A 19,975-nucleotide genomic window follows, 5' to 3' on the forward strand; every position below is an offset into this window, starting at 1 on the left:
CTAGAGCTGCAGGCCGTTCTTGATGGTGCTGCGCGCAACCAGCATGCGGTGGATTTCGGAGGTGCCGTCATAGATGCGCGTGACACGCGCATCGCGATACATCCGCTCCAGCGGCAGGTCCTTGCTGAACCCCATGCCGCCGAACACCTGGATGGCGCGGTCGACGACGCGGCCCTGCATCTCGGACGCAGCGACCTTGATCATCGAGACCTTGTCGCGCGCATCCTTGCCCTGATCGATGTCCCACGCGGCGTTCATCACCATCATCTTGACGCCGAAAATCTCGGTGGCGGAATCGGCGATCAGCTTCTGCACCATCTGGAAGTCGCCGATCAGTTGGCCGAACTGGCGCCGTTCGCCGGCGTGCTTGCGCATCATCTCCAGCGCGCGCTGCGCCATGCCGACGGCGCGGGCGCCGATATGGGCGAGCCGGATCTGCAGCACGCTCTGCATGATCAGCTTGAAGCCGCCGCCGACCTCGCCGAGCACGGCCGCCTTTGGAATGCGGCAGTCCTCAAAGCTCAGCTCGGCATGGCCGTAGCCGCGATGACCCATCATCGGCTGGGTGCGCGCGACCTTGAAGCCGGGTGTGCCGCGATCGACCAGGAACAGGGTGATGCCGCCGCGGGCACGCTTGTCCTTGTCGGTCAGCGCCATCAGGATCACGTAGTCGGCGATGTCGCCGTCGCTGATGAAATGCTTGGTGCCATTGAGCACCCACTGGTCGCCATCGAGATGGGCGGTCGTGCTGATCGACGCCGCGTCGGAGCCGGCGCCCGGCTCGGTGATCGCCATGGCGCAGATCTTGTCACCCTCCACCGTCGGCAGCAGGTAGCGCTCGACCTGATCGCCCTTGCAGGCCATCAGCATCGGATAGACCTGGCCGAACACGCGGCGGATCAGCGCATCGGAGGTCTTGCCGAATTCTTCTTCGACCAGGCAATGCTCGACGCAAGTTAGCCCGCCGCCGCCGACATCAGCCGGCATGTTCATGGCGTAGAGCCCGAGCTTCTGCGCCTTGGCCTTGGTGACCGCCAGCGCGTCGGCCGGCACCTTGGCCGTCTGCTCCACGACGTCTTCGAGCGGCTGCACCTCCGTCTCGACGAAGCGGCGGACGGTGTCGACCAGGAGGCGCGTCTCCTCGGGGAGCGAAAAATCGATCATCGCGCCACTCCGACAGCCTTGCCGGCGACCATGGCGTCGATCTCGGCGGCGCCGTAGCCGATCTCGCCGAGCACCTCGCGCGTCTGCGCACCGAGCCGCTGCGGCACCAGTCGCACCTCCGGCGTCCGGCCGTCATAGCGCGCGGGATGAGCGACCATGCGGATCGGCGCGCCCCCTGCACTCTCGGCGCTCTTGAACACGCCGAGATGCCTAAGCTGAGGATCGGACTCGAGATCGCGATAATCCTGCACCGGCGCGTGCCAGACCCGCGCGGCCTCCAGCGCAGGCAGCCATTCCGCGGTCGGCTTCTGCTTCAGCCTGATAGCAACGATCCGCGTGATCTCCTCGCGCTTCGAGAAACTGTCGGTGTCGCCGAATTGCCTTAGCTCCTCGCTGTCGAGCACGACGCCGAGCGCCTTGGGCGTGGCCATGGAGATCGCCATGTGACCATCTGCCGTGGCGTGAATGCCATAGGGACCGGGGCTGAACCAGGCCGCGATGCCGGCCGGGCCGCGCGACGTCGGCGACGGCGCGCCGTTGAGCCAAGCGGTGAGCGGCTCGACCTGGAGATCGAGCGCGGCCTGATAGAGGTTGACCTCGACGAGCTTGCCCTTCCCGGTTTTGGTCCTCGCAAACAGCGCCGCAAGGATGCTCATGGCATAGAGCGAGGCCGCATGCTGGTCGACGATGACAGCACCGACCGCCGTCGGCTCGCCATCGGCACGCCCCGTCCGCATCGCAAGACCCGACATCGCCTGGAGCAGGAGATCCTGGCCGGGACGATCCTTGTACGGCCCGTCCGATCCGAAGCCCGTTGCCACCGCATAGATCAGGCCGGCGTTGATCGCTTTGAGCGTGTCGTAGCCGAGGCCGAGCTTGGCCATGGTGCCCGGCCGGAAATTCTCCATCACGACATCTGAGGTCGCGACCAGCTTCTTCACCGCGGCGATGCCGTCGGGATGCTTGAGATCGACCGCGATGCTGCGCTTGTTACGCCCGGTCGCCAGATGATTGACGCTGTCGCCCGCGACGAAATGATTGGCGACCGCCCAGTTGCGCTGAAACGCGCCCTCGATCGGCTCGACGGCGATGACGTCGGCGCCGAGATCGGCGAGCGTCTGCGCCGCCAGGGGCCCCGCGAGATAGTGATTGAAGCTGAGGATCTTGACGCCGTCGAGCAGGTTCATCCGTTCACCTCAATCTAGGCAGCTGCAACCGGCGCGCCGCGCCAGGCGAGACCGAACGTCTTGACCAGCGCACGCGCGGCCGCATCCTGCGCTGCCGGAAGCGGCAGGCGTGGCGGGCGCGGATGGCCGGCCGCAAAACCCATGTGGCTGAGCAGCGCCTTGCTGCCGGCGACATAGGCCTGGCCGCCGACGAATTCGATCACCGGCAGGTATTTGAGATAGAGCTCGCGCGCTTCCTTGATCGCGCCGTGGTCGCCGACGAGGCTGAAGATGCGGGCCATCTCCGCCGGGACCACGTTGGAGGCCACAGCCACCCAGCCCTGCGCGCCCTCGACGAAGGATTCGAAGCCGAGGATGCCGCCGAATACGGTCATCCTGTCGCCGCAGAGGCGGATGATGTCGCGCACACGCGTCACCTCCAGCGTCGACTCCTTGATATAGAGACAGTTGTCGATCTCGGCGATGCGCGCCACCAGCTGTGGCTTGAGATCGACATTGGCGGTCGCCGGATTGTTGTAGACCATGATCGGCAGCGCGATCGCGTCGGCAACCGTCTTGTAATGATGCACGAGCTCGTCGTCGGTCGGCGTCGAATAGAACGGCGGGATGATCATCACGCCGTCAGCGCCCAGTTTTTCGGCACGACGGCTGAGGCGTACCACTTCGCGCGTATCCTCCGCGCCGGTACCGATCAACACGGGGACGCGGCCCGCGGCCTGGCGAATGACGACCTCGGCAACCAGCGCCTTCTCGTCATCGTCCATGGACAGGAACTCGCCGGTCGAGCCGAGCGGGATCAATCCGTGAATGCCCTCTGCGATCTGCCAGTCGACGAAGGCGCGCAAGGCCGCGACATCGACCTCGCCCCCAGCCGTGAACGGGGTGATCATGACGGTGTAGGTGCCGCGGAACGTCTTCATCAGGGTACTGCCGGGTGCTCGGGTGGATTCAGGCGATGGATGCCGCCTGCGGAATATCCGCACGCCTTATGCAATCGTTTGCATAAATGGCTCTGCATTGGGCAACACCATCCATTTTTTGAGCTTGATCCGCGTGGAATAAGCTCATAGCGTTTCTGCAATCGTTTGCAGTCTATCGGCAGGTTTGATGAGCGTCACGCTCAAAGATGTGGCACAGGCGGCCCGCGTTTCAGTCAGCACTGCTTCCCGAGCGCTGACGGGAACCGGCCTGACCAGCGAGCGCACGCAGCAGCGCCTGGCGCGCATCGCGCGCGAGCTCGGCTATCGGCCGAACCCGATCGCACGCGGATTGAAGACCGGGCAGTCGCGGCTCGTGGCCCTGCTCGTCCACAATCTCACCAACGCCTCGTTCCAGGTGATGGCCGAAGTGGTGCAGGCGCGCCTGAAGGCGCTGGGTTATCAGATGCTTCTGTGCATCGGCGGCGACGATCAGCAGCAGGAGAGCGACACCCTCACCACGCTGGTCGACCACCGCATCGACGGCTTGATCGTGGTGCCGACCGGCAAGAACGGCCCGCAGCTCAAGACGCTCTCCAAGGACGTGCCTATCGTCTGCCTGGTGCGGCGCGATGACGCGACCGATCTCGAGACCGTGCTCGCCGACGATCCACAAGGCGCTTATCTGGGCACGCGCCATCTGATCGAGCTCGGGCACAAGCGCATCGGGCTGATCGTCGGCCGCCAGGACACCACGTCCGGCCGCGAACGGTTGTCCGGCTACGCCCGCGCGCTGCGCGAGGCCGGCATCGCCAGGGACGACACATTGATCCATGCCGGCCATTTCGAGCCGGAGACCGGCGCGACCTGCGCCCGCAAGCTGCTCGACCTCCCTCGCCCGCCGAGCGCGATCTTCGTCGCCAATCACGAGGCAACGCTCGGCGTGCTGCGCGTCACGGCGGAGCGGAACATCGCCATTCCCGATGATCTCTCGCTGCTCTGCTACGAGGACATGCCGTGGTTCGAATGGCATCGTCCGGCCATCAGCATCGTCGACAACGGCGCGCGTGATCTTGCCAATCTCGCCGTCGACCGGCTGCTGCATCGCATGGATGCAAAGAGTAATGGCAATGACGGCGTCCGCGAATATCGCGTCGGCGCCAAGCTGATCCAGCGCGACTCCTGCCGCCAGATCGCCGCCCCCGCCCCTGCGAAACCTGCGAAGTCCAAATCGTCTTCATCCAAATCATCTGCGGCCAAATCCGCGAAGGTCTGATCGATGCCCTATGTCGAAGTGCTCGCCCCGCAAGTCCCATCCCAGCGCAAGGCCGCGCTGGCGCGCTCGGTGACCGACGGCCTGATGTCGGCGTTCGGCGTCACCGCGGATACGGTCACGCTCTATTTCCTGAACATTGCGACCGATGACTACGCCCACGCGGGCACGTTCGGCGCTCCGCCTACCGGTCAGCGCATCCTGCTCAAGGTCCACGCCTTCCGCCGCAGCGAGGCCGAGCGGCGCGCCGCCGCCATCGCACTGACCCGCGCCGTATGCAGCGCCTATGGCGTGCCGGGCGACGATGTCGCGGTCTATTTCATCGACCGCGACCGCAGCGAAGTGTCCCACGATTCCAAGCTCGCCAGCGATTGACGGGAGCACGCCATGGACCGCTTTTACACCCAGGATCAAAAGGCTCTCCGCGCCACCGCCCGCCGCTTCGCGGAGGCAGAGATCCTGCCGCGCGCCGCCACGATCGACCGCGAGGACCGTTTTGACCGCACCCTCTACAAAGGCATGGCCGATCTCGGCCTGTTCGGCATCTGCCTGCGCGAAGGCGCCGGCGGCGCCGGTCTCGATGCGGTCGCAGCCTGCATCGCGATGGAGGAGCTGGCACGCTGCTCCGGCGCGGTCGCCAACGCCTTTGCGATCCCGGTCGAAGCGGTGCTGTTCTTCGACCATCACGGCACCGACGCGCACAAGGCGCTGATCCCAAAAATCCTGAGCGGCGACATCATTCCCGCCACCGCCGTCTCCGAGCCCGATCACGGCTCCGATGTCGCGGGCATCCGTACCAACGCGGTGCGCGAGGGCAATGGCTGGCGGCTGAACGGCACCAAGGCCTGGGTGACGCTCGGCGGCGTCGCTGACCGCATCATGGTATTCGCGCGCACCGGCAGCGAAGCGGGCCACCGCTCCATCTCCTGTCTTCTCGTGGACGGCGCCCTGCCCGGCATCGCCCGCGGCAAGAACGAGGAGCTGCTCGGCATGCACGGCCTCGACGACTGCCAGATCACCTTCTCCGACGTGCGCCTGCCCTTGGACAGCGTGATGGGGCCAGAGAACCAGGCCTTCAAGATGGCGATGAGCAATTTCAACTTCAGCCGGCTGATGATGGCCTCGATGGCGCTCGGCATGGCGCAGGCCGCGTTCGAGGACGCGACCGCCTATGCCAAGGACCGCAAGCAGTTCGGCCAGGCCATCATCGGCTTCCAGGCGGTGCAATTCATGCTCGCGGACATGTCGACCGACATTGCGGCTGCGCGCCTCTTGATCCACCACGCCGCGCGCCTGCACGATGCCGGCGAGCCGATCGCCAAGGAGGCGGCGCAGGCAAAGCTGTTCACCACCGACATGGCGATGAAGCATGTCTCCAACGCGCTGCAGATCCACGGCGGCAACGGCTATTCGCGCGAGTACCGTATCGAGCGCATCTTCCGCGACGTCCGCCTCGCCCAGATCTACGAGGGCACCAACCAGATCCAGCGGCTGATCATCGCGCGCCAGGTCGAGAAGGAGGCCGCGTGAGGGCATGCTGAGCATCATCACGGCGAAAGAGGCAGCGGGCCTGATCCGCGACACCGACACGCTGATCGTCGGCGGCAATGGCGGCACGGGCGCCGCCGAAGCCATTCTGGATGCGCTGGAGCAGCGGTTCCTCGGCGGCCAGGGTCCGCACAAACTGACGCTGATCAACATCACCGGCGTCGGCGCCGTGACCGAGAAGGGCCTCTGCCATCTCGCCCATGAGGGCTTGATCGCGCGCGTGATCGGCGGCAATTTCGGTTTGCAAGTGCCGTTCATGCGCCTCGTCCGGGATGAGCTGATCGACGCCTACAATTTCCCGCAAGGCGTGATGAGCCAGCTCTGCCGCGCCATGGCGGCGAAGCATCCCGGCGTGCTCACCCATGTCGGCCTCAACACCTACATGGACCCGCGCCAGGACGGCGGGCGCATGAACAAGCGCACCACCGCGCCGCTGGTCGATTTGCTCGAGCTGCACGGCCAGTCCTGGCTGCTCTACCGCGTGCCCGCCCCGCCCGACGTCGCCATCATCCGCGGCACCTCCGCGGACGAGGACGGCTATATCAGCATGGAGCATGAGGGCACGACGCGCGAGGATCTCTCGATCGCACAGGCCGTGCACAATGCCGGCGGCACCGTGATCTGCCAGGTCAAGCGCATCGTGAAGCGCGGCTCGATCCATCCGCAGATGGTGAAAATCCCGGGCTTCCTGATCGACCACGTCGTGCTCGAGCCCGAGCAGATGCAGACCTACGGCACCGCCTACGATCCGGCGCGCTGCGGCGAGACGCGCGTCCCCGTCGCAATGATCACACCCGACCCGCTCACGGAACGCCGGGTGATCGCCCGCCGCGCCGCGTTCGAACTGCGCCCACGCGACGTCGTCAATCTCGGCGTCGGCATCTCCGCGATGATCCCCAATGTCGCGGCCGAGGAAGGCATTTCCGACCTGATCACGCTGACGGTGGAGTCCGGCGTCGTCGGCGGCGTGCCCGGCCATGCCCGCGAGTTCGGCACCGCGATCAATCCGCGCGTCATTCTCGACCAGGCCTATCAGTTCGATTTCTACGACGGCGGCGGCCTCTCCTGCGCCTTCCTCTCCTTCGCGGAGGTGGACGCAACGGGCAACGTCAACGTCACCCGCTTCGGCGAGCGCCGCGACGGCTCCGGCGGCTTCATCGACATCACCCAGAACGCCAAGCGGCTGATCTTCAGCGGCACCATGACCGGCGGCAAGTTCGACATCGGTGTCGAGAACGGCCGCCTCGCGATCCGGCGCGACGGTGCCTTCCGCAAATTCGTGCCTGAGGTCGGCCAGATCAGCTTCAGCGCCTCGCTCGCCGCGCAGCGTGGCCAGCACGTCAGCTACGTCACCGAGCGCGCCGTGTTCGAGCTGGAGAACGGCAGCGTGACGCTGACCGAGATCGCGCCGGGCGTGCGGCTGGAGGAGGACATCCTCGCCCATATGGGCTTTCGCCCACGTATCAGCCCGCAATTGAAGGACATGGATCCGCGCATCTTCCGCTCCGGCCCCATGGGAATCGCGCAGAGTTTTAAGGCTATGCCGGCGCGGCCGCGCAAGGTCGCCTGAGGGATCAGCATGGACACCAGCGCCCCGATCAATCTCCGTTACGAAGATATCGCGCTCGGTGCCGAGTTCGAGACAGCCGCGCACATCGTGACGGAAGCCGATATTGCGGCCTTCGCCGACGTCACGCGCGATCACCATCCGCTCCATGTCGACGGCATCTACGCCCGCTCGCGCGGCTTCCCCGCGGTGATCGGCCACGGGCTGTACGGCCTGTCGCTGATGGAAGGGCTGAAGTCGGAGCTGAAGCTGTACGAGGAGACCTCGGTCGCCTCGCTCGGCTGGGACGAGGTCAAGTTCAAGGGCCCCATCGTCGCCGGCGATACCTTGCGCGTGCGCTTCCGCTTCGTCGAGAAGCGGCCGACCAAAAACCCCGAGCGCGGCATTGTCGTCGAGACGCTCGACCTGCTCAACCAGCGCGACGAGGTCGTGACCGCGGCCCGCCACATCTCGCTGATCCTGACCCGGCAAGCCGACGCTGCGGCGGCCACGTGACGAGACAATGAAGAAGACGCGGACCGGAGAACGGCTCCTCTGCCACCCACGATTTGATCGGAGTATTCAGATGCGATTTCCAAAAACCTTCTCCGCCCTCGCCCTGCTGGTCGGCCTGACGCAGGCCGCGGGTGCCCAGACCTGCACGCCGAAGGTGCCGGCGTCGAGCCTGATCGAGGCGCCGAAATGGCAGATGTCGATCAACCCGACGCTGCCGCCGCAGCAATTCGTCGACGACAAGGGCGAGCTGCAGGGCCTCAATGTCGAGCTCGCCCGCGAGATCGCCAAGCGCATCTGCGTCGAGGCGGTGTTCCTGCGCATGGACTTCCCGCCGATGATCCCGGCGCTGCGCTCGGGACGGTTCGACGCCATCAACACCGGCCTGTTCTGGACCGAGGAGCGTTCCAAGATGCTCTACCTCGTGCCTTACGCCCAGCAGGCGATCAGCATCTACACCGATCCCTCCTCCAGCCTGAAGCTGGAGAAATTCGAGGATCTCGCCGGCCGCGTGGTGGGCGTGGAATCGGCGACCTACACCGAGCGCAAGGCGCGCGAGTTCAGCACGGCGATGGAGGCCAAGGGCCTGAAGCCGATCGAGCTGCGCACCTTCACCACCGTCACCGCTACCTCGGCGGCGCTGCGCGCCGGGCAGCTCGAGGCGGCGCTCAACATCAACGAGACCGCCAACTCGCTCGAGCAGAAGGGCATCGCAAAGATCTGGGTCCGCGACATCGCCGGCACGGACATCACTTTTGCCTTCCGTGACAAGCTGCTCGCCCAGGCCGTCGCCGATGCCCTCACCGCGATCCGCACTGACGGCACCTATGACAAGCTGTTCGACAAGTTCGGCATGACCAAGCTGAAGGCAACGACGTTTGCCATTCGCGGGGATGGGCCGACGAATTGATCGCGGCCTCCGATCTCGTGTCCCGGACGCGCTGCAACGCACAAGCGTTGCTGCGCAGAGCCGGGACCCAGAGATGGGGCACGACGCGCGACAAGATGGGCCCCGGCTCTGCAGCGCACCGCTGAAGAAGCGCTGCGCTGCGTCCGGGGCACGAGAGCCGTAAGTTTCCTTACGCGCTCGCCTGGGTCACGAACTTCGTATTGAGGTACCCCTCGATCGCCTCGAGGCCGCCTTCCGAGCCGTAGCCGGAATCCTTGATGCCGCCGAACGGCACTTCCGGCAGCGCGAGGCCGTGGTGGTTGATCGAGACCATGCCACTCTCGACGTCAGCGCCGATCGCCTGCATCGTCTTGGTCGAGGTGGTGTAGGCATACGCCGCAAGGCCATACGGCAGACGGTTGGCCTCGGCCACCACCTCGTCATAGCTGCGGAACGATGTGATCGGCGCCAGCGGCCCGAACGGCTCCTCGTTCATGATGCGGGCCTCGCGCGGCACGTCGGTGATCACGGTCGGCTCGAAGAAGAAGCCCTCATTGCCGATGCGCTTGCCGCCGGCCTGGACCTTGGCGCCGCGCTGGACCGCGTCGGAGACAAGACCTTCCATGGCGTCGACGCGGCGTGGGTTGGCCAGCGGACCCATGCGGGTGTCCTTGTCGAGGCCGTTGCCGACCTTGAGGCTCTTGGCGGCTGCGACGAACTTGTCGACGAACGGCTGATAGACGCTCTCATGCACCAGAAAGCGCGTCGGCGAGACGCAGACCTGACCGGCATTGCGGAACTTGTTGGCCGACAGGATTTTCGCGGCATTGTCGAGGTCCGCATCCGCGAACACGATCGCCGGCGCATGACCGCCGAGCTCCATGGTGACGCGCTTCATGTGCAGGCCGGCGAGCGCGGCCAGATGCTTGCCGACCGCGGTCGAGCCCGTAAAGCTGATCTTGCGGATGATCGGATGCGGAATGAGATATTCCGACACTTCCGACGGCACGCCGAACACCAGCTGGACGACGCCGGGAGGAATGCCGGCATCGGCATAGGCGCGCACCAGCTCCATGCAGCTCGCGGGGGTCTCTTCCGGCCCCTTGACGATGATCGAGCAGCCGGCGGCGAGCGCGGCCGAAATCTTGCGCACCGCCTGGTTGATCGGGAAATTCCAGGGCGTGAACGCGGCGACCGGGCCGACCGGCTCCTTGGTCACGAGCTGGGAGACGTTGCCCATCCGCGGCGGCACGATGCGGCCATAGGCACGGCGGGCTTCCTCGGAGAACCAGTCGATGAGGTCGCCGGCGAGCATGGTCTCGCCCTGCGCTTCCACCACCGGCTTGCCCTGCTCCATGGTCATGACGGGCGCGATCTCGGCGGCGCGGGAGCGGATGATGTCCGCGGCCTTGCGCATCAGCTTGTAGCGGTCGAACGGCGAGGTCTTGCGCCAGACTTCGAAACCGGCCTTAGCGGCTTCCAGCGCGCGGTCGAGATCGGCCTTCGAGGCGTGCGGGGTCTTGCCGATCGGCTGGCCGGTCGCGGGATTGAGGATGTCCTCCGACTTGCCGGACGTGCCGTCGGTCCACTCGCCGGCGATGAACATTTGTACTTTCGGATACATCCTTGGTGCCTCCATGATTTCGGTCATCGGCGGGCCCAGCGCCCCCCCGTTTCAAGCGGGCGCAGAGCTACACCGAAAGGGGCACGGCGAAAAGGGATCAATGATGCCGCCGCAAGGCATCGCTGATCTTCCGGTCGACGGGGTCGCCCATCCGGTGCCCACGGGATGCATCGAGCGCGCCGGCGCGACGGCAAGGCGGCCGCGCCGGCGCGAGGCTCAGCGGAAGTTGCCCTTGGTCTCGGGGATCACGACCGCCCCGATCAGATAGATCACGAACACGCCGACCGCGAAATAAGCCAGCGACATCGGGATCTGCGCCGGGCTGGCGCTCACCAGCGAGACGAAGGTCGGCATCATGCCGCCCAGCGCAAAGCCGATGTTCCAGGACAGGCCGGTGCCGCTGGCGCGCAGCGCGGTCGGGAAACGCTCGTTGAGGAAGATCAGCACCGGCGCATAGCCGGCATTGCCGATGAAGGCGATGGCGAGTGCAAGAAGCGTGATCTGCGTCGTGTCTTTGGTCGCCGCGAGATTGAGATAGCACAGCGGCAGCAGCACCGCCGCCAGCACGCCGATCAGCAGGAAGGTCTTCTTGCGGCCGATCCAGTCGCTCAGCGCGCCGATCAGCACGGCCGAGAAGAACGCCGAGACGCTCGCGCCCATCAGGATCAGCGACGAGGTCTGGTTCGGGACCGCGTTGATGACCTTCAGGAAGCTCGGCAGATAGCCGGAGGTGAGGTAATAGCCGGCGCCGCCACCGAAGGTGATGAGCAGATTGACCAGCAGAACGCCGCGATACTCGCCGGAGAACACGTCCTTGACCGGCGCCTTCGAGACCTTCGCCTGCTTGTTGCCCTGCTGGCGCTTGAGCTCCTTGAAATAGGGCGATTCCTCGAGGTTGCGGAAGATGAACCAGCCAAGCAGCGAGCTCAGCAGTCCCGAGAAGAACATGAAGCGCCAGCCCCAGACAGCAAAGGCATCGCCGGGGAATACCGAGGATGTGACCAGGAAGATGAAGGACGCCAGCAGCGCACCGATGCCGGCGCCGCCGCCGCCGACCAGGCCCGACATCGCGCCGCGCCATTGCGGCGGCACGGATTCGGTGCCGATGGTGTGGGTCGAGGCCACGACACCGCCGACGAACACGCCCTGCACCAGGCGCAGGATCAAGAAGATGATCGGCGCGATCACGCCGACCTGCGCGATGGTCGGCAAGAGGCCAAACGCCGCCGTGCTGAGGCCGACGCCCACAATGGCGATCAGCATGGCCTGCTTGCGGCCGTGCACGTCGGCATAATGTCCGAACACCGCCGATCCCAGCGGCCGCATCAGCAGCGTCACGGCGAACGAGCCGTAGACCGCCGCCAGCGACAGCGCCGCGTTGCTCGACGGAAAGAACAGCGCGCCGACGACCGGCGCCACGTAGAGCAGAATGAACAAATCGAACAGATCGAGTGCCCACCCGAGCACCGACGCGATGATCGCATTGACCATCTGCTTGTTGTCCGCCGATGCCTCTGCACCCGCGACCGGCATATCCATCTCAGCCATTTTGTTTTACCTCCCCCGTTTGAATGGCGCCGCGGTCCGCGCCATTGCGGACCGCGGCAGTTCGTTTACGTCGCGCGTCAGCGGCCGACGAATTTCGGCGGACGCTTGGCGTTGAAGGCCTCGACGCCCTCCTTGAAGTCTTCGGACTGGCGCAGGCGGCTGTAGCAATGGCCTTCAAGCTCGATGGCGATGGCGAGCGTCGAGTCCTCGGTGTCGTTGAGCAGCTTCTTGGCGGTGCGCTGCGCCAGCGGCGAGAAGGTGCGGAGCTCGTCGACCAGCCTGTCGGTCGCCTTCTCAAGCTCGGCATCCGGCACACATTCGGTGGCGATGCCCCACTCATAGGCCTGCTTGGCCGAAATGCGCTTGGACCGCATCACGATGTCCTTGGTGCGGGTGATGCCGACCATCTTCTGCAGGCGCGCCGAGCCGCCCGAGCCCGGGATCTGACCGAGCTTCTGCTCCGGCAGCGCGTATTGCGTGGTCTCGGAGGCGATGCGGAAGTCGCAGGCGAGCGACAGCTCGAAGCCGACGCCGAAGCAATAGCCGCGATTGGCGACGATGACGGGCTTGGCGCAGCGCGCGGGCGCGGCGATGTTCCAGGCGAGCTTGGAGACATGCTCCGGGCTTGCCTCCATGAAGCCGCCGATATTGCCTCCGCTGGAGAAATGCTCGCCCTCGCCGCGCACCACGATGACGCGGACGCGCGGGTCTTCGTCCAGCGTCTCGAAGGTCAACCGGAGCTGGTCGCGCTGCGGCATCGCCACGACGTTATAGGGCGGCCTCCCCAGGATGATGTCGGCGCGCTCATGCGCCTCGTCGATCTCGACCTTGAACCCGTCGAGTTTTGCGAGCCGCGGATCGGCGAATGTATAGGGTGACGGCATGTTGGCTTCCTTCTGTTGATGGGGTGATGATCAGGCCGCGTCCGACGGCGGCAGGCGCTCGGCCTCGTATTCTCCGGCGACGAGCAATCGCCGCAGCAGCTTGCCGACCGGCGATTTCGGGATCGCGTCGACGAAGACGTAGCGGCGCGGCCGCTTGAAATTGGCAAGTCCAGAGGTGCGGCAGAACTGCTCCAGCTCGACTTCCGAGACCGCGCGGTTGCGCTTGACGAAGGCGGCGACGACCTTGCCCCATTTCTCATCAGCGACGCCGACCACCGCGACCTCGTCGACGGCGGGGTGCAGCGACAGGCAGCTCTCGATCTCGACCGGCGAGACGTTCTCGCCGCCGGTGATGATCATGTCGTCGACGCGGCCGGTGACGAACAGGTCGCCGTCGGGATCGACGTAGCCGGTGTCGCCGGTGAAGTACCAGCCCTCGCGCAGCGATTTTGCATCGGCCTCAGGGCGCCGCCAGTAGCCCTCAAAGGCTTCGTCGCCGGCAAGCGTCGCGATGATCTCGCCTTCTTCACCGACGGTGGCAAGCTCCGCGACCGACCGCGCGCCGATGCGAACGACCTTGACGTGCTGGTTCAGCCCCGCCTTGCCGGCCGAGCCCGGCTTTGCCGCCGCGTTCTGATCGATCGTAAAGGTGTAGATCTCCGAGCTGCCGTAATGGTTGACGAACAGATTTGGCTTGAACGCCACGTTCAGCTTCTTGAGCAGGCCGTCGGTCATCGACGCGCCGGCAAAGCCGAGCTTGCGGACGCTGGAGACATTGGTCCCGGCAAAGGCCTCGTGATGGACGAGGTCGTGATAGAGCGTCGGCACCAGATAGAGATTGGTGATCGCTTCCCGCTCGATCAGCGCCAGCGCATGGCGGCTGTCATAGCGCGGCAGGCAGATGAACGTGCCGCCGATCAGCGACATCGCCAGCAGCGAGCGGACGCCCATGGTGTGGTAGAGCGGCATGACGCCGAGCGTGCGCTCGCCGCGGCCATAGAGGTTTTGCGCGACATGGGCAATCGCGGCGGCGCGTTCGGCGCGATGCCGGCGCGGCACGCCCTTCGGGCGCGAGGTCGTGCCTGACGTATAGAGCATGATCGACCAGGCATCGGCGCCGACGCGCGGCTCGGCGTCCGGCGCAGCGTTTTTGATCAGATCGGCGAAGCTCGTCGCCTCACCCGCTCCCGGATCGACGGACACGCGCAGCAGCTTGCCTGCCAGCGCCGCCCCCTGCACCGCCTCGGCAGAGATGTCCTGATAGAACACCGCGCAGGCCTCGGCGTTCTCGATGCAGTAATCGAGCTCGTCGGCCTTGGCGCGCCAGTTGATCGGCGTGATCACGAGGCCTGCGAACTGGCAGGCCCAGTGCAGCGTCGCCGCCTCCCAGCGATTTTGCAGCAGCGTGACGACGTGATCGCCGGGCTTGAGGCCTAGGCGGTCGAAGGAGGCCACCAGCGCGGAGATCTTGTCGTACCACTGCCGGTAGGTCAGGCGGAGATCGCCGTCGATCAATGCGATAACGTTGGGATCGCGCGCGGCGCTGGCAACGAAGCTGCTGGCGAGATCAAGCATCAGACGTCTCTTTTTTGGAAGTGAGCTCGGCGGCGGCATCTAACGCCGCCTGGATGATCGGGGTGTAACCGGTGCAGCGGCAGATATGCCCGCTGAGGAGATCGCGGATCTCCGCTTCGGTCGGATTTGGGTTCTTGCCGAGATAGTGGTCCAGCGACATCAAGATGCCAGCGGTACAGAAGCCGCACTGGAGCGCGTGGTTTCGGCGAAACGCCTGCTGCAGCACGCCAAGCCGGTCGGCCGAGGGCGCAATGCCTTCGACCGTTTTGAGCTCACAGCCATCGACCTGCGCAGCAAGCGTCAGGCAGGACCGGGTCAGCATGCCGTCGACGACAACGGTGCAGGCGCCGCAGACGCCGTGCTCGCAGCCGACATGGGTGCCGGTGGCACCCAGCTGGTGGCGCAGGAAATCCGACAGCAGCATGCGCGGCTCGGCCTCAGCCTCGACCGGCTTGCCGTTGAGCGAGAACCGGACCGCATGCCGCCGATCGGCCTTGAGACGGGTCATTGCAGCACCTCGCGGATCAGATCGCGGCCGATCATGCGCACGAGGTCGCGGCGATAGCGCGCCGTGGCGTGGACGTCGTCGCGCGCACCGAGATCGTAGGCAAAAGCATTGAGGGCATCATCGAGGGCGCTGCCCTCCAGCCGCGGCCAGTCGCGCGCTGTCGGAACGTCGGCGACACCGCCGACGGCGAGACGCACGCCGTTCGGCGTTTTCATCGCCGCGCAGGCAACGATGGCAAAATCGCCGTGCCGGCGCGCCACCTCGCGGAAGGCGACGCGCGATCCCTTGATGACGGGCAGCGAGATGCCTTCGATCAGCTCGTCGTCGGCGCGCGCGGTCAGCATCATGCCGGCGAAGAAGTCCTTGGCAGCAACGCGCCGCCGACGCCTGGCGTTACGCAACAACACCTCGCCGCCGAGCGCAACCAGCGCCAGGGGCATCTCGGCACTGGGATCGGCATGCGCGAGCGAGCCGCAGATGGTGCCGCGGCTGCGGGTCTGCACGTGCCCGACCCAGGGCAGCGCCAGGGCCACCAGCGGCAGCGCCTCGGCAAGATCGGGCCAGGCCAACAGATCCGCCTGGCGCACGCCGGCGCCGATGACGACGGCATCGTTCTTCCGCTCGATCTGGCGGAGTTCTTTAATCCGCATGATGTCAATCAGCAGCTTCGGCTTGGCGAGGCGCATGTTGAGCATCGCCATCAGCGACTGCCCGCCGGCGAGCACACGGGCATCGCCGCCCTGCTGCGCGAGCCCTTCGAGCACGTCGCCCACGTTCCCGGCCCGGAGATAGTCGAATGCGGGCGGCTTCATCGGCGTCCCCCGAACAGGCTGGCCATCTTCGCCAGCAACGCGAACAGCGAGAAACCTCCGCCTTCCGCGCCACCACCACCGGCCTTGCGCGCGAGCGCCGTGAAGAACTGCCCGATGATCACGCGCGTCGCGCCATCGAGCAGGCGGCCGCCGATGCTCGCGACCTTGCCGCCGATGGCGGCGTCGTAGCTGTACGCCAGTTTCGTTCCGCCGTTACCGTCGGACGCGAGCGTGATGCGTCCCTCCGCGCTGCCGAAACCGAGTGCGCCAGTGGCGCCGCCGCGCAAGGCGACCGCGCGCGGCGGATCGAGATCGAACAGCTCGACGTCGGCGCGATAGCGGCCGGTGACGGGGCCGATGCCGAGCGTGACGTCGGCGCGGAAAAGCGTGTCGGTGACCTTGTCGACGCGCTGGCAACCGGGAATGACCGACTGCAACGTCGCGGGATCGAGCAGCATCGCCCAGACCTGCTGGGGCGCGCCCTTCACCGTGGCCTGTCCTTCGCCGCGCAGCCGCCGATCGCCTTCGCGCACGGGCGCAACAGCCGCGCCTGCGGGAGGCGGCGGCTCGGCGCCGCGCACGAGCTCAGCCAGCCTCGCCGGCACCAGCGGCAGAGTGATGTCGGCAACGCCCAGCGCATCCGCGACCGCATTGGCAAGGCACACCGGCGTCGACATGCAATTGCCTTCGCCGACACCCTTGGCGCCGAGCGGCGTGAACGGCGACGGCGTCTCCATGTGGAAGATCTCGGGCTCAGGCACCTCGGTCGTGGTCGGCAGCAGATAGTCGGCGAGCGTACCCGTCAGAAAACTGCCGTCCTCGGCATAGCCATATTCCTCGAGGAGCGCCGCACCGAGCGCCTGGGCAAAGCCGCCGCGGATCTGACCGTTGACCATGCCCGGATGCAAAATGGTGCCGCAATCATGCATCGTGACGTAGCGATCGATCCGCGTCTCCAGCGTGGTGCGATCGACCTCGACGCCGCAGAAGTCGAAGATGAAGCCGTGGCAGAGCGAGGAGTTGATGCGGTCGTCGTCGTCGGGCGGCGTCAGCTCCGGCGGCGTCCAGAACGCGGTCTCACGGATGGTCTGGCCGGCATCGTCAGGCAGCGAGCCCGGCGACCAATGGCTGAGCGCAGCGACGCGCGAGAACGCGATCCGGTTCTCCGGATTGTGCTTCGAGGCGACGAAGCCCTTTGCAAACACGATGTCGGCGGCCTCGACGTTCAACTGGCTAGCGGCGATGCGCGCGAGCTTGCCGGCGACGCGCTCGGCTGCGATCTTCGCCGTGCCCGCCACCGCCGCGGCAAAACGGCTGGCGTAATTGCCCGAGGCGATCGACCACGCGTCCTTCGCGGTGTCGATCTCGGTGTTGACGCGGATATCCCTGGGCTCCAGGCCAAAAACGTCGGCGACGACCTGCGACAGCACGGTGCGATGGCCCTGCCCCTGCGGCACGGACGCCACGTGCACGGTAACACTGCCGACGGGATCGAGCCCGACGGTCGCGGTCGCCTGCGCACCGTTCTTGGGACCTGCCTTGCGGCGCTCGGCCGCCGTCAGCACGGTCGTGATGTAACCCATGTTGGAGACGCTGGGCTCGACCGCGGCGGTGAAGCCGATGCCGTAGAGACGCCCCTCGGCCCGCGCCGCGTCCCGCTTTGCTTTCAGCTCCGCAAGCCTGCCCTGCTCGACCGCGCGCGCGACGGCTTCCTGATAGTTGCCGGAGTCGAGGAGAGCACCGGTCGCGGTGCGGTAGGGAAACGCATCCGCGCCGATCAGATTGCGCCTGATGACGTCGAGCGGATCGAGGCCGAGGCCGATCGCGATGCGCTGTACCAGCCGTTCCAGCGCGAAATAGACCTGCGGCCCGCCAAAGCCGCGGTTGAGGCCGGTCGGCGTCTTGTTGGTGACGACGACGCGGTTGCGGACCTTGACGTGGCTGATGTCGTAGGCACCGGTCAGATTGCCGTGCATGCGGTAGAGCGTCGCCGGCTCGGGCGCGCGCAAATGAGCGCCGCAATCCTCGACCTGATCCCAGTCCAGCGCGAGGATCTTTCCGTCGGCCGCAACCGCCGCCGCCAGCGTCGTCGCGCGATTGGTCGCGGACACCGAGGCGGTGAGATGCTCGAGCCGGTCCTCGATCCATTTCACCGGCCGGCCCGTGACGCGCGCCGCGGCGGCGATCAGCACGATATAGGGAAACACGCCCTGCTTGACGCCGAAGCTGCCGCCGGAATCCGACGGCGTGCGCAGCCGTAAGCGATTGCCCGGCACCTTCAGCGCCCGCGCGATCACCGTGTGGATGCTGAACGGGCCCTGGAAGTTGGCGAGCACCTCGTAGGCATCCTCGCCTGCGTCATGCGAGGCGACGACGCCATAGGTCTCGATCGGCGTGCAGGAATTGCGGGGATAGCGGATGTCGATGGAGAAGCGATGCGGCGCGTCCGCGAACGCCTTCTCGGGATCGCCGTAGCGGAACGAGCGGTCGCTGGCGAGATTGCCGGGGAAGCCGTCGTGCAGCACGGGCGCGCCAGCTGCGATCGCACCAAGCGGATCGACCACCGCGCCGCGCGGACGGTATTCGACGTTGATCAGCTCCGCCGCATCCTCGGCGCGCGCACGATCCGTCGCGACGATCACGGCGACGGGCTCGCCGACATAGCGCACGCGGCCCATCGCGATCGGCCAGCATTCCACCGGCGCCTTCACGCCGACGACGAGGCTTGTCGTGACGGCCCTGACGTCGGCGCCGGTCAGAACCGCGGCAACGCCCGGAAGACGCTTTGCAGCTTCAGCATCGATGGAAAGAATATCGGCATGCGCGCGCGGCGAGCGCAGGATGGTCGCGTGCAGCGTGCCGGGCGCAACGCCGAGATCGTCGATGAAGCGGCCGCGACCGGAGAGCAGCGCGGCGTCCTCGACGCGCTCGATCGAGCGCCCGACCCACGGCACATCGCCATGTCCCGGATTTGCGGATTTGACCGCCTGCAACATGTCCCGGCATACCTCCCGACGCGTTCTTTGACGCGACGGTGACACTTGTCAGGACAGGGGTGCAGGGCCCATACCGCCCGCTCTCACGACTTACCAAATCGTCTCATTCGAGCGCGTGCGGCGCAATATCAACCCGCAAGACGCGAGACGTTGCGAAACTCGCGCGGGCTGACGCCCGCGTGATCGCGGAAGAAGCGCGTGAAATGCGCCGGCTCCGGAAAACCAAAGCGCTCGCTGAGCTCGCCGAGCGGCGTGTCCTCGCGCATCACAGCGTCGAGGGCCCGCTCCATGCGGACGACGTTGAGATAGATTTTTGGGGAGACGCCGAGCGAGGTCTCGAACAGACGGAAGAACTGCGCGCGCGACAGCCCTGCGCCCTTCACGAACTGATCGACGCTCCCATAGGAATCCTGCGCGCGCATCGCATCCATGGCGCGGCGAATGCGCCAGTCGCAGCTCACTGCGCTCATGCCGCGGATCGAGGTCGGGAAGCTGCGCCACGGCGTGAAGCGCTCGATCACCGCGATCATCAGGTCGGACAGCGTCTGCTCGTGGGTCCGCACCGCATCCGGATTCGCCATCATTTCAGCCGCCAGATGCAGCGTGAGCTGGCGGATGCGCGGCGAGACCTCGCCCGAGGGCCGCTCGAAAAAGCCGGGCGCGCCGCTCGCGGCCCAACCGGGGCGGAACTCCTTCAGCCATTCCGGCTCGATATAGAGTGCCATGATCAGCGTGCGCGGCCGGTTGACGTCGTGCACATAGGCGTGCGGCTTCCAGCCGTCGACGAGCACGGCGGCGGTGTCCGTGAGCGGCGTGACCTGGTCGCCGACCAAAAATTGCGTGTCGGCGCCCTCGACCTTGAGCAGGACGTGGCAGTGATGATGGGCGTGACGGACCAGCGAACGGTCCATGTCGAGCAGTGCGACCCTGCCGAAAGCGCCATGAGCGATGCGCAGGGCCGTCGACATCAGTTCCTTCCTCCCAGCGTTGC

At 66.3% G+C, this 19,975-nt stretch carries 17 protein-coding genes; 6 read left to right on the top strand and 11 right to left on the bottom strand.

All coding sequences use genetic code 11. The features are described 5' to 3' along the window. From N2603_RS29250 to dapA, 3 genes are read right to left on the bottom strand one after another with little or no spacing between them, the layout of a single operon-like run. Positions 1–1,164 (bottom strand): acyl-CoA dehydrogenase family protein, encoded by a 1,164-nt coding sequence (locus N2603_RS29250; protein WP_260384856.1) that lies wholly within the window; start codon positions 1,162–1,164, stop codon positions 1–3. Continuing rightward, entirely contained in the window at positions 1,161–2,351 is a 1,191-nt protein-coding gene (locus N2603_RS29255) for a CaiB/BaiF CoA transferase family protein (RefSeq protein ID WP_260384857.1), read from the bottom strand. Before N2603_RS29255 ends, N2603_RS29250 begins: the two co-directional genes overlap by 4 nt. A 14-nt stretch (positions 2,352–2,365) precedes the next feature. Next, positions 2,366–3,274: a 4-hydroxy-tetrahydrodipicolinate synthase gene (gene dapA, locus N2603_RS29260; RefSeq protein WP_260424287.1), complete on the bottom strand. Its 909-nt coding sequence runs from the start codon at positions 3,272–3,274 to the stop codon at positions 2,366–2,368. Between the two features lie 184 nt (positions 3,275–3,458). On the opposite strand from dapA, the gene N2603_RS29265 reads away from it, so the two are divergent. The 6 genes from N2603_RS29265 to N2603_RS29290 all read left to right on the top strand — a co-directional run bounded on the left by N2603_RS29265 (position 3,459) and on the right by N2603_RS29290 (position 9,058). Further along, positions 3,459–4,544: a LacI family DNA-binding transcriptional regulator gene (locus N2603_RS29265; RefSeq protein ID WP_260384858.1), complete on the top strand. Its 1,086-nt coding sequence runs from the start codon at positions 3,459–3,461 to the stop codon at positions 4,542–4,544. A gap of 3 nt (positions 4,545–4,547) precedes the next feature. Then, the gene (locus tag N2603_RS29270) at positions 4,548–4,916 is read left to right on the top strand and encodes a tautomerase family protein (protein ID WP_260384859.1); all 369 of its coding nucleotides are present in this window, start codon (positions 4,548–4,550) and stop codon (positions 4,914–4,916) included. A 12-nt stretch (positions 4,917–4,928) separates the two neighbouring features. Beyond that, entirely contained in the window at positions 4,929–6,071 is a 1,143-nt protein-coding gene (locus tag N2603_RS29275; protein WP_260384860.1) for an acyl-CoA dehydrogenase family protein, read from the top strand. Between the two features lie 4 nt (positions 6,072–6,075). Beyond that, positions 6,076–7,659, top strand: coding sequence for an acyl CoA:acetate/3-ketoacid CoA transferase (locus tag N2603_RS29280; RefSeq protein ID WP_260384861.1), 1,584 nt, complete (start codon positions 6,076–6,078; stop codon positions 7,657–7,659). 9 nt (positions 7,660–7,668) lie between these two features. Next, a complete protein-coding gene (locus tag N2603_RS29285) occupies positions 7,669–8,151 on the top strand; it encodes a MaoC family dehydratase (RefSeq protein WP_018647589.1) in 483 nt (160 codons plus the stop codon). A gap of 70 nt (positions 8,152–8,221) precedes the next feature. Continuing rightward, positions 8,222–9,058 carry an ABC transporter substrate-binding protein gene (locus N2603_RS29290; protein WP_018647590.1) on the top strand — a complete coding sequence of 279 codons (837 nt, stop codon included), beginning with the start codon at positions 8,222–8,224 and terminating at the stop codon, positions 9,056–9,058. 169 nt (positions 9,059–9,227) lie between these two features. Here the strand turns inward: N2603_RS29290 and N2603_RS29295 are convergent, their stop codons facing one another. The 8 genes from N2603_RS29295 to N2603_RS29330 all read right to left on the bottom strand — a co-directional run bounded on the left by N2603_RS29295 (position 9,228) and on the right by N2603_RS29330 (position 19,952). Continuing rightward, a complete protein-coding gene (locus tag N2603_RS29295) occupies positions 9,228–10,676 on the bottom strand; it encodes an NAD-dependent succinate-semialdehyde dehydrogenase (protein WP_260424288.1) in 1,449 nt (482 codons plus the stop codon). Positions 10,677–10,877: 201 nt separating this feature from the next. Further along, positions 10,878–12,209 carry an MFS transporter gene (locus N2603_RS29300; RefSeq protein ID WP_260384862.1) on the bottom strand — a complete coding sequence of 444 codons (1,332 nt, stop codon included), beginning with the start codon at positions 12,207–12,209 and terminating at the stop codon, positions 10,878–10,880. Positions 12,210–12,286: 77 nt separating this feature from the next. Continuing rightward, the gene (locus tag N2603_RS29305; protein ID WP_080135763.1) at positions 12,287–13,093 is read right to left on the bottom strand and encodes an enoyl-CoA hydratase/isomerase family protein; all 807 of its coding nucleotides are present in this window, start codon (positions 13,091–13,093) and stop codon (positions 12,287–12,289) included. Between the two features lie 30 nt (positions 13,094–13,123). Next, the gene (locus N2603_RS29310; RefSeq protein ID WP_260384863.1) at positions 13,124–14,668 is read right to left on the bottom strand and encodes an AMP-binding protein; all 1,545 of its coding nucleotides are present in this window, start codon (positions 14,666–14,668) and stop codon (positions 13,124–13,126) included. Further along, on the bottom strand, positions 14,661–15,176 hold the full coding sequence (locus N2603_RS29315) for a (2Fe-2S)-binding protein (protein ID WP_018647596.1): 516 nt from the start codon (positions 15,174–15,176) through the stop codon (positions 14,661–14,663). The genes N2603_RS29310 and N2603_RS29315 overlap by 8 nt, the downstream gene beginning before the upstream one ends. Continuing rightward, positions 15,173–15,988 (bottom strand): FAD binding domain-containing protein, encoded by an 816-nt coding sequence (locus N2603_RS29320; RefSeq protein ID WP_260384864.1) that lies wholly within the window; start codon positions 15,986–15,988, stop codon positions 15,173–15,175. Before N2603_RS29320 ends, N2603_RS29315 begins: the two co-directional genes overlap by 4 nt. Then, on the bottom strand, positions 15,985–18,984 hold the full coding sequence (locus N2603_RS29325) for a xanthine dehydrogenase family protein molybdopterin-binding subunit (protein ID WP_260384865.1): 3,000 nt from the start codon (positions 18,982–18,984) through the stop codon (positions 15,985–15,987). Before N2603_RS29325 ends, N2603_RS29320 begins: the two co-directional genes overlap by 4 nt. 128 nt (positions 18,985–19,112) lie before the next feature. Further along, positions 19,113–19,952 carry a helix-turn-helix transcriptional regulator gene (locus N2603_RS29330; RefSeq protein ID WP_018647598.1) on the bottom strand — a complete coding sequence of 280 codons (840 nt, stop codon included), beginning with the start codon at positions 19,950–19,952 and terminating at the stop codon, positions 19,113–19,115. Between the last annotated feature and the right edge of the window lie 23 nt (positions 19,953–19,975).

This window comes from Bradyrhizobium huanghuaihaiense (genome assembly GCF_025200885.1).
Taxonomy (GTDB): domain Bacteria; phylum Pseudomonadota; class Alphaproteobacteria; order Rhizobiales; family Xanthobacteraceae; genus Bradyrhizobium; species Bradyrhizobium huanghuaihaiense.